Below are 9,540 nucleotides of genomic sequence, written 5' to 3'. Positions count from 1 at the left end.
GGGGGGGGGGGGGGTGGGGTGGGGAGGGGGGGAGGTAGGACATGGGAGGAGTGAACTGACACTCCGTTTTCGCGAGCAAGCCCGCTCCCACATTTTGACCGTGTTCCAACCGCATTACCGCAACACCCATAACTTGTGCCCTAACAACTACAACAAGGTATCGCTATGGAAGTCGCCGCTTCGGCGGGTGCGTTGTCGCCCGCGCAAAACAAACTGTGGATCATCGTATTCATCTTCTGCTTCCTCGGCCTGCTGATCGACGGTGCCGACTTGATGCTGCTGTCCTACAGCCTCAGCAGCCTCAAGGCCGAGTTCGGCCTGACCAGCGTCGAAGCCGGCAGCCTGGGCAGCTTCACCCTGGCCGGGATGGCCATCGGCGGGATTTACGGCGGTTGGGCCTGTGACCGTTTTGGCCGGGTGAAAACCGTGGTCTGGAGCATCGTGCTGTTCTCCGCCGGCACGGCGATCCTGGGCATGACCCACAGCTATTGGCAGTTCGCGAGCACCCGTTTCTTCGCGTCCCTGGGCCTCGGCGCGCTGTATGTCGCGTGCAACACCCTGATGGCCGAATACGTGCCGACCCGCTATCGCACCACCGTGCTCGGCACCTTGCAGGCCGGTTGGTCAGTGGGCTACATCGTCGCCACCCTGCTCGCCGGCTGGATCCTGCCGAACCACGGCTGGCGCTGGTTGTTCTACGTGGCGATCATCCCGGTGATCCTCGCCGTACTGATGCAACGCCTGGTGCCGGAGCCGCAAGCCTGGATCAAGGCCCAGGCCGAACGTGCCCGGGAAAAGGCCGAAGGCATCAAGCGCGTGTCGGCGAAGAAACCCGACGGCATGTTCAAGCTGATCTTCAGCGACCCGAAAGCCAGCCGCATGTTTATCCTCTGGGCGCTGACCGCAGGCTTCCTGCAGTTCGGCTACTACGGCGTGAACAACTGGATGCCGTCATACCTGGAAGGCGAGCTGGGGATGAACTTCAAGTCGATGACCAGCTACATGGTCGGCACCTACGCGGCGATGATTTTCGGCAAGATCCTCGCCGGGCTCGCGGCAGACCGCCTGGGCCGGCGCCTGGTGTTCGCCGTCGGCGCGCTGGGCACGGCGATTTTCCTGCCGGTGATCGTGCTGTTCCAGAGCCCGGACAACATCCTGTGGATGCTGATTGTGTTCGGTTTCCTGTACGGCATCCCCTACGGCGTGAATGCGACCTACATGACCGAAAGCTTCGAAGCGAAATTTCGCGGCTCGGCAGTGGGCGGCGCCTACAACATTGGCCGAATCGGCGCGGCGGTGGCACCGGCAGCCATTGGTTTCCTGGCGTCCCATGGCTCGATTGGCGTGGGATTCCTGGTCATGGGCGGCGCGTACTTTATCTGCGGCGTAATTCCAGCGCTGTTTATCCGTGACAAGCAGTTCGACCCGCAAAAACAATAAGCCCAACCCGGGGCCCGCGGCGACGCGGCCCCGGCTATAAGACGTGCGGCAGTTATACCCTTAGGTAAACCGGGCTAGACTGTACGTCAGTCCTACGGAACTGAAGGAACAGTACGACGCTCTCACCCAGCCTGTAAGACAGTTTTGTGCTTAGAGGCTCATTCGCTTATGAAAACACCGACCCAGACCAACGCAATTGACTTCGACAGCGCCAAATTGCAACGCCTGGGCTTTGGTCAGCCTTCCCTTCTTACACGACGCCCCGCGACGGTTGAGCAACTTCGCCAGCAACTGGGCATGCAATTGCAAACCAGCCTGGAGCCGGAGCATATCCTTGCGTTGTTCTTCCGCGAGATCCAACGCCTGGTGCCGCTGGACGCCCTGCAATACCGCCACGAAGCCAGCGACCTGCGCCTGGAGTACGGTCACCGCGGCCATCATTCGGTGAGCTATGCCCTCAGCCATGAAGGCGAGCACCTTGGCGAACTGGTGTTTCGGCGCAACCAACGCTTTCTCGAAGACGAACTGGCCAACCTGGAATCGCTGCTGGCCACCTTGCTCTACCCGATGCGCAATGCCCTGCTCTACCGTGCGGCGACTCGCAGTGCCCTGCGCGACCCACTGACCGAAACCGGTAACCGCATCGCCATGGACCAGACCCTGCAACGGGAAATCGACATGGCTCGCCGGCACCTGCAACCCCTGTCCTTGCTGATGCTGGACATCGACCACTTCAAGCACATCAACGACAGCCACGGCCATGCCACGGGCGACAAGGTGCTCAAGGCCGTCGCCGCCTCGATCAAGAGCCAGCTGCGCAATGTGGACATGGTGTTCCGGTTTGGCGGGGAAGAGTTTCTGATCCTGCTGTCCAACACCGGCCGGGACGCGGCATCGATGGTCGGCGAGCGCCTGCGCCAGGCGGCACAGGCCCAGGATTATTGGGCGGATGATGAGCGGATCGAATTGACGGTGAGCCTGGGCTGCTCGACCTTGCTGGCGGGAGAGTCCGCCGAGAGCCTGTTGCGCCGGGCGGACAGTGCCTTGTATGTGGCCAAGCGTGAAGGCCGCAATCGGCTGGCAATGGCGGGGTAATTTACCCCGCCATCACCCCGTTTACGCCTCGCTGGCAACCAGGGCCGGTTGTTTGCGGGGGGCGGCCACCGACTTTTCCAGCTGCATGCAACGTTCCAGGAACAGGTACATGTAGTCGTAGCTCTTGCAGACCGCCTGGCGCAGCTCTACCTGCAGTTCCTTGGTCGGGTTCATGCCGGCCAGGGTGCAGATGATTTCCAGGGCTTCCCAGGGATGTGCGTCATCGTACTGGGCATGCATCTTCAGCCACTTCATCGCGCGCTTGCGGTCTTCCTCAGGGAAAGCCGCGGCATAGACGCCGGTGGAACACACCACGGCGGACCACTCCCCAGTGGCCCCCTCGATGGCGTAGTTGGTGGCGGCAATCGCGACAATCAGCGAATCGGCCGAGCTGGTGTGCCAGCACCAGTGGCTCAGTGCATGCAGCTCCGGCGGCACTTCCTGTGCCTGCAATTCTTCCAGGCTGACACCATGGGCGCGGGCCCAATGCACCCAATAATCGGCGTGGTTGAGTTCCACGCGAATATTGCGCATCAGCCAGCGGCGCGCCATGTCCTCCCCAGGATGGCGGGCAAATTTGGTCTTGGTGAGGTTCTGTGCCATGTACAACGCAAACTGTTCAACCACCGGCCAGCCACCAATCAGGTAGTGGCGCATGGTCTTGGCGCTGAGCTTGTTATCGCGCATGCGCTGGTACAGTTCGTGTTCGACAACGCGACGCTTGCTCTCGCTACAGTCCTGGATCAGCTGTTGCGCCCAGGCGGGGTAACTTGAGGCTTCCATAAGCGGGCCGGTTCTGTTGAATGTGTCGATCACTGTCGGGCTCCTTTTGATTTGTGATATGTACAGACCAGCAAATGTTTCATCGGAACGTGCCAGGCGCCTTGAATAACAGAGGCTGCGGTCGCACAGGTCGACACTGCAAACTATCAAAGGTAAACAACTGCGGTCGCTCGATCAGGTATCCCTGAGCGTAGTCGACCCCGATCTCAAGCAAGGCTTGTTCGATCTGGGGTGTCTCGACAAATTCGGCAATTGTGCGCTTACCCATGACATGACCGATGTGATTGATCACTTCGACCATAGCGCGGTTAATCGGGTCGTCCAGCATATCCTTTACGAAACTTCCATCGATCTTCAAGAAGTCTACAGGTAAATGTTTAAGATATGCGAACGAGGACATCCCGGCGCAGAAGTCATCCAGGGAGAAATGGCACCCTAACTCTTTGAGCTCGTTGATAAAACGAATCGCACTACCCAAATTCGCTATAGCGCTGGTTTCTGTAATTTCAAAACAAATCATTTCCGGTGGAATGCCATAGGCAATGAATTGCTCACGCAGGAACCCAAGAAAGTCCTCATCGCCGATGGTAGTGCCTGACAGATTGATCGCACACATGGCCATGGGCCGGCCCGGGCGCTCACGCATGCAGCCCGCGATGATCTTGAACACGTTCTCCACCACCCAACGGTCCAGGGAGGTCATCAAGCCGTAACGCTCGGCGGCCGGGATAAAACTGTCCGGCAGGATGATCCGCCCCGCCTCGTCATGCAGGCGCAGCAGGATTTCGATATGCCCATCCCCCTGTTCGGTGTGCCCAAGGGGCGCGATTTCCTGGGCGTACAGGCAAAAACGGTTCTCTTCCAGCGCCATGTGCAGGCGTTGCACCCAGGCCATCTCGCCAAAGCGCAGGGACAATTCCGAGTCATCGGCGTGATACACCTGCACCCGGTTGCGGCCCTTTTCCTTGGCCATGTAGCACGCCATGTCGGCGGCTCGCAGGGAAGTCTCCAGGGTGGTCGGGGCGTGCGTGATGTGCACCAGGCCAATGCTCACGGTGGTGACAAACGGCCTGCCCTTCCACACAAAGTGCAGGCTCTGCACGGTGTGGCGCAGGCTTTCGGCGATTTTTTCCGCCACCGGCGCCGGGCAGTTCTCCAGCAGGATGCCGAACTCGTCGCCGCCCAGCCGGGCCAGGGTGTCACCTTCACGCAGGTCGGACTGCAAGAGCGCGCAGATATGCCGCAACAGTTCATCCCCCGCGGCATGCCCGCAGGTGTCGTTGACCAGCTTGAACTGGTCCAGATCGAGGAACATCAAGGCATGGCGCCCGGTTTGCTGGCGCCCGACGTTGTGCAGCACCTGCTCCAGGCGGAACTCGAACTCGCGGCGGTTGGCCAGGCCGGTCAAGGCGTCGTGGGTGGCCTGCCAGGACAGGTTGGCGATGTACTGGCGTTCCTGTGTCATGTCGTGCAACACCAGCACCGCGCCGACGACTTTGCCGGCACTGCGGATCGGCGCGCCCACCAGGGTGACGGACACGGTGGTGCCGTCCAGGCGCTGGATCAGCTTGGAGTGCTCGCTGCCCCCACCGAGCTGGCCGCCCAATATGTGTTCGATCAGGGTAAAGCCGTCGGCCTGGGCATTTTCGTCCAGCAGGTTGAACAGCGCCGCCAGCGGCAGCCCCTGGGCCTGGGCGGCTTTCCAATGGGTCAGAGCTTCGGCGGCCGGGTTCATATACGCAATGGCGCCGTCGACATCGGTGGTGATCACTCCGTCGCCAATCGACTCCAGGGTGATCTGCGCCCGCTCCTTCTCCAACTGGAGCGCGTCGGCAAACGCATGCCGCTGGGCCAGCAGTTTGTGGGTGCGCAACAGCGCCAGCACGATCAAGCCCAGTGCCGTGGCCAGGTTGGTCACCAGCAGCAGGCGCAGAATCATCCGCGAGCCTTCACCCAGGGCATCGCTGAAGGCTTTCGCGGCCGGCGTCACCCCGTCGTTGATCGCGAAGATCCGCTGCTTCCAGCGGTGTACGTCGCTGCCGCTGACCTGATTGGCCATGATCGCTCGGTGCATCTCCTGGGCCAGGTCGTCCAGTTGCACCAGGTAGCCATCGCCCACCGTCCACAGTTCAATGGCTTTTTCCAGGTAACTGAAATGGCGGAAGTTGAGGTACAGCCAGATCAGGCTGGAAACGTCGTCAGGGTGGTTACCGCCCTTGAGGATGCCCTGGCGCGCGGCAGACAGGTCCGGCGTCGGGCGGTCCAGGGCCAGCCGCAGCTCATGCCCGCCCTGGGGTACGGCAATCGCGTTCTGGTATTTGAGGTAGGTGGCTTCGTCGCGGCTGTCGGCGTAGAGCGTCAGGTAAAAGATCGCGTCTTTCTGGCCCTTGGACCACAGGCTTTCGCCCGCCACATAACCGCGCACCGCCGAGAGTACGTAGAGACTGACGCAGCCTAACAATGCCTGGAACAGCACGACGGCGATAAAAGGCCACACAATGCCCAATAACCGAGGGGTTCCGAGAGTCTGCTTTTGCTTCATGAGGTCCCTTGCACATGCACAACTAAAATACGCACGCGAGTGAAAACCGCTCCTGATAGCTCAGCGTAGGCTAAATCACCGCACTTGTTGCAAGTGTCCGTAAAGTTTGGCGTACAAGCCACCATCAGCAATCAACTGCTGATGGTCGCCATCTTCGGCAATATGGCCGCCATCAAACACCAATACCCGATCCGCCTGTTTCACCGCCGACAGCCTGTGGGCGATGATCAACGTGGTACGGCCACTGAGAAACCGCGCCAGCGCCTGGTGCAGGTTGTATTCGGTTGCCGCATCCAGGGCCGAGGTGGCCTCGTCGAGTATTACCACTTTCGGCTCCGCCAGCACCATCCGTGCAATGGCCAGGCGTTGACGCTGCCCACCGGAAAAGCGCACGCCGGAGCGTCCGACCACGCTGTCCAGGCCCAGCGGCAGCGCCTTGACGGTCGCATCCAGCTGGGCAATTTCCAGCGCCTGCCAACAGGCCTGGTCGCTGCGCTCGCGGCCCATGGTCAGGTTGGCGCGCACCGTATCATTGAACAGTGCCGGGTGCTGCAGCACCACGGAGACATTCTCGCGAATCGTCTCCAGGCCGATTTCCTGCTGGGTCGAACCACCGAAGCGAATGCTGCCGGCCTGCGGCGTATACAGCCCCAGCAACAGTTGCACCAGGGTACTTTTGCCGCCGCCGCTGGCGCCGACAATCGCGACTTTTTCACCCGGGGCGATGTTCAGGTTCAACTGGTCCAGCACCAGTTCCTCGCCGTAGCCGAAATTCAGGCCGCGCACTTCGATGCCGACGGTCTCGCGTCCGGTAAACGGATCGGCACCGCCCGCGTATTGCGGTTCATCGGCGCGGGCCAGCAGTTCGTTGATCCGCGTCAGCGCCCCGCCCGCCGCGTAGTAGGCGTATTGCAGGTTCAGCAACTGTTCCACCGGGCTGATCATGAACCACAGGTAACTGAACACCGCGAGCATCTGGCCGATGGACAGGTCGGAAAACAGCACCGTCAGCATCGCCGCCGCACGGAAGATGTCGATACCGAACTGGAACAGCAAGCCACTGGCGCGGCTGGAGGCGTCGCTTTTCCACTGGGAATTGACCGCAAAATCCCGCACTTCCTGGGCCCGCTGGCCCAGGCGACCGAGGAAAAAGCCCTGGCGATTGCCGGCACGCACTTCCTGGATCGCATCGAGGGTTTCGGTGAGCGCCTGGGTGAACCGCGATGTGCTGTCGTTTTCCAGCTTCTTCAGGTGCTTGACCCGCTTGCCCAACTGCACCGTGGCGTAGATCACCAGCGGGTTGAACAGCAGGATCAACAGCGCCAGCTTCCAGTGCATCCACATCAGGATCCCGGAGGTGCCTACCAGGGTGAGCATCGCCACCAGGAACCGGCTGAGGGTTTCACCGACGAATTTGTCCACCGTGTCCAGGTCGGTGACCAGGTGCGTGGTCACCGTGCCGCTGCCCAGGCTTTCGTATTCGCTGAGGGAAATGCGCTTGAGGCGCTCGATCAGCCGCACGCGAATGCGATAGACGATGTCCTTGGCCAGTCGCGCAAACAACCGCGCCTGCAGCACGTTGAACACCAGGGCGCCGCAACGCAGCAGCAAGGTCACCAGCAGCATCAGGCCGATATAGCCGGCGGCCTTCTGCCAACCCAAGGGCAATGCGTGGTTCATCACCTTCAGTGCCGCATCGCCATGGCCCAGCAGCACTTCGTCCACCAGCAACGGCAGCAGCAATGGAATCGGCACGCTGCACAAGGTTGCCAGCACGGCGACGCCATTGGCGATCCACAGGGATTTCTTGTGATGCAGCGCCAGGCGGCGGACTTCCGCCCAGGTCAGCCGGTCGACACGCTTGGGTTGCTCAACGGGATCGGGCTGATCATGCACAGGCAGCTCGCTCCAGCCAGCGGCTCAGCAGCGGCGCCAATTCGGACAGCGGCTGATAGCCGTTGGTCAGCAGCGCCAGTTGCCCATTACGCTCCGCCAGCAAGGTCGGGAAACCGGCGATGCCCAGGTCCTGGACCCAGGTGAAATCCGCCGCGGTGGCCGCGTGCTGGTCGGCGCGGTCGAAAGCTTCGGCGAACTCGATACGCGGCACGCCGGCGGTCTCGGCCAGTTCCACCAATACGTCGGCGCGAGTCACGTCGCGCCCTTCGACGTAGAACGCCTGCTGGATCAGCCCCAGCAGTTTCCAGGCGCAATCCGGCGCCAGGCTGCGGGCAGTGACCACGGCGCGGCAAGCCGGCTCAGTGTCGTAGACAAAACCATCAGGCAGCGCACCTTCACGCTTGAACGGCTGGCCGGTGGCGTCGGTCACGGCCTGCCAATGCTCAAGAATATAGCGCCGGGTCGTCGGCTCCAGCGCCGCGCCACTGCCGGTGCGCAAGCCGCCCACCACCAGGTGCAGCTCCACGCCTGCGGCCTGGGCCTGCTCAACCAGCGCCTTGGCCACCGGGGCGAAACCCCAGCACCAGGAGCACATCGGATCCATTACATAGAGCAGGCGTGCGGACATGGCTCAGGCCTCGGAGGATGGGGATTGCTTGTAGTTGTAGCCAATCGGGTGCGGCATATTGCGGGCCTTGGCCAGCTCAATCTGCTTTTGCCGGTCGATCGCGCTGCGACGGGTCTTCTCTGAAAGCTTATCCCAGCAATGCGGGCAACTGATGCCAGCTACATAGTGTTCGGATGCACGGTCCTCGACGCTGACCGGTGTGCGGCAGGCATGACATTGATCGTAGTCGCCTTCGCTCAAGTCGTGGCGCACGGTCACGCGATTGTCGAACACAAAGCAGTCGCCCTGCCACTTGGTTTCTTCCTGCGGCACCTCTTCGAGGTACTTCAGGATGCCGCCCTTGAGGTGATACACCTCGTCGAAACCCTCGCTGAGCATATAGCTCGAGGCCTTTTCGCAACGAATGCCGCCGGTGCAGAACATGGCGACTTTCTTGTGTTTGGCCGGGTCGAAGTTGGCTTTGATGTAGTCGGGAAATTCGCGGAAGCTGGTGGTCTTCGGGTCGATCGCGCCTTCAAAGGTGCCGATGGACACTTCGTAGTCGTTGCGGGTATCGATCAGCAGCACTTCAGGGTCGCTGATCAGCGCATTCCAGTCCTGCGGCTCGACGTAGGTGCCGACTTTCTTGTTCGGGTCGACGCCTTCGACGCCCAGGGTCACGATTTCTTTCTTGAGCTTGACCTTGGTGCGGTAGAACGGCTGCTCGTCGCAGTACGACTCTTTGTGGTCGATGTCGTCCATGCGCGGGTCGTTCTTGAGCCAGGCCATCAAGCCATCAATGCCTTCGCGGCTGCCGGAAACAGTGCCGTTGATGCCTTCTTCGGCAATCAGCAAGGTGCCTTTGATGCCGTTGTCGACCATCGCCTGCAGCAGTGGCTCGCGCAGGGCGACGTAATCTTCGAGGGTGACGAACTTATACAGTGCCGCCACGACAATCGGTTGAGTCATGGGTGTTCTCTCCAGGTGGCTACCCTCGTAAAGGGTGAACCGGATGCAAAAAAAACGCGCCGACTGAGCGGCGCGTTGCGGATTCTAACAAAAATGGCGACGATTATGGACCGCCTCTTACTGTGGCGAGGGAGCTTGCTCCCGCTGGGCTGCGGAGCGGCCCCAACCAGGCAGTTGCAACCTTTCAGAAAGATCGCGGTGATTGGCA

At 61.2% G+C, this 9,540-nt stretch carries 7 protein-coding genes; 2 read left to right on the top strand and 5 right to left on the bottom strand.

The annotated features are described in order from the left end of the window. Positions 1-165: 165 nt before the first annotated feature. Both ACW9I6_RS27120 and ACW9I6_RS27115 read left to right on the top strand, forming a co-directional pair. Positions 166-1,440 carry an MFS transporter gene (locus tag ACW9I6_RS27120; protein ID WP_003216727.1) on the top strand — a complete coding sequence of 425 codons (1,275 nt, stop codon included), beginning with the start codon at positions 166-168 and terminating at the stop codon, positions 1,438-1,440. Between the two features lie 168 nt (positions 1,441-1,608). Continuing rightward, complete coding sequence (locus tag ACW9I6_RS27115) at positions 1,609-2,535, top strand: GGDEF domain-containing protein (protein ID WP_003216729.1); 927 nt, start codon at positions 1,609-1,611, stop codon at positions 2,533-2,535. Between the two features lie 21 nt (positions 2,536-2,556). Here the strand turns inward: ACW9I6_RS27115 and ACW9I6_RS27110 are convergent, their stop codons facing one another. The 5 genes from ACW9I6_RS27110 to trhO all read right to left on the bottom strand — a co-directional run bounded on the left by ACW9I6_RS27110 (position 2,557) and on the right by trhO (position 9,332). After that, positions 2,557-3,318: a TenA family transcriptional regulator gene (locus ACW9I6_RS27110; RefSeq protein ID WP_218166164.1), complete on the bottom strand. Its 762-nt coding sequence runs from the start codon at positions 3,316-3,318 to the stop codon at positions 2,557-2,559. A 79-nt stretch (positions 3,319-3,397) separates the two neighbouring features. Next, entirely contained in the window at positions 3,398-5,860 is a 2,463-nt protein-coding gene (locus ACW9I6_RS27105; RefSeq protein ID WP_457340040.1) for an EAL domain-containing protein, read from the bottom strand. A 75-nt stretch (positions 5,861-5,935) separates the two neighbouring features. Next, on the bottom strand, positions 5,936-7,756 hold the full coding sequence (locus tag ACW9I6_RS27100) for an ABC transporter ATP-binding protein (protein WP_003216734.1): 1,821 nt from the start codon (positions 7,754-7,756) through the stop codon (positions 5,936-5,938). Further along, positions 7,749-8,384, bottom strand: coding sequence for a DsbA family protein (locus ACW9I6_RS27095; protein WP_008433236.1), 636 nt, complete (start codon positions 8,382-8,384; stop codon positions 7,749-7,751). Before ACW9I6_RS27095 ends, ACW9I6_RS27100 begins: the two co-directional genes overlap by 8 nt. Before the next feature lie 3 nt (positions 8,385-8,387). Further along, the gene (gene trhO, locus ACW9I6_RS27090) at positions 8,388-9,332 is read right to left on the bottom strand and encodes an oxygen-dependent tRNA uridine(34) hydroxylase TrhO (RefSeq protein ID WP_003216738.1); all 945 of its coding nucleotides are present in this window, start codon (positions 9,330-9,332) and stop codon (positions 8,388-8,390) included. Between the last annotated feature and the right edge of the window lie 208 nt (positions 9,333-9,540).

It is taken from the genome of Pseudomonas sp. SDO5522_S412 (genome assembly GCF_054071215.1).
Note: the sequence above shows the minus strand (reverse complement) of the source record. Positions and strands in the feature narration are given on the sequence as shown.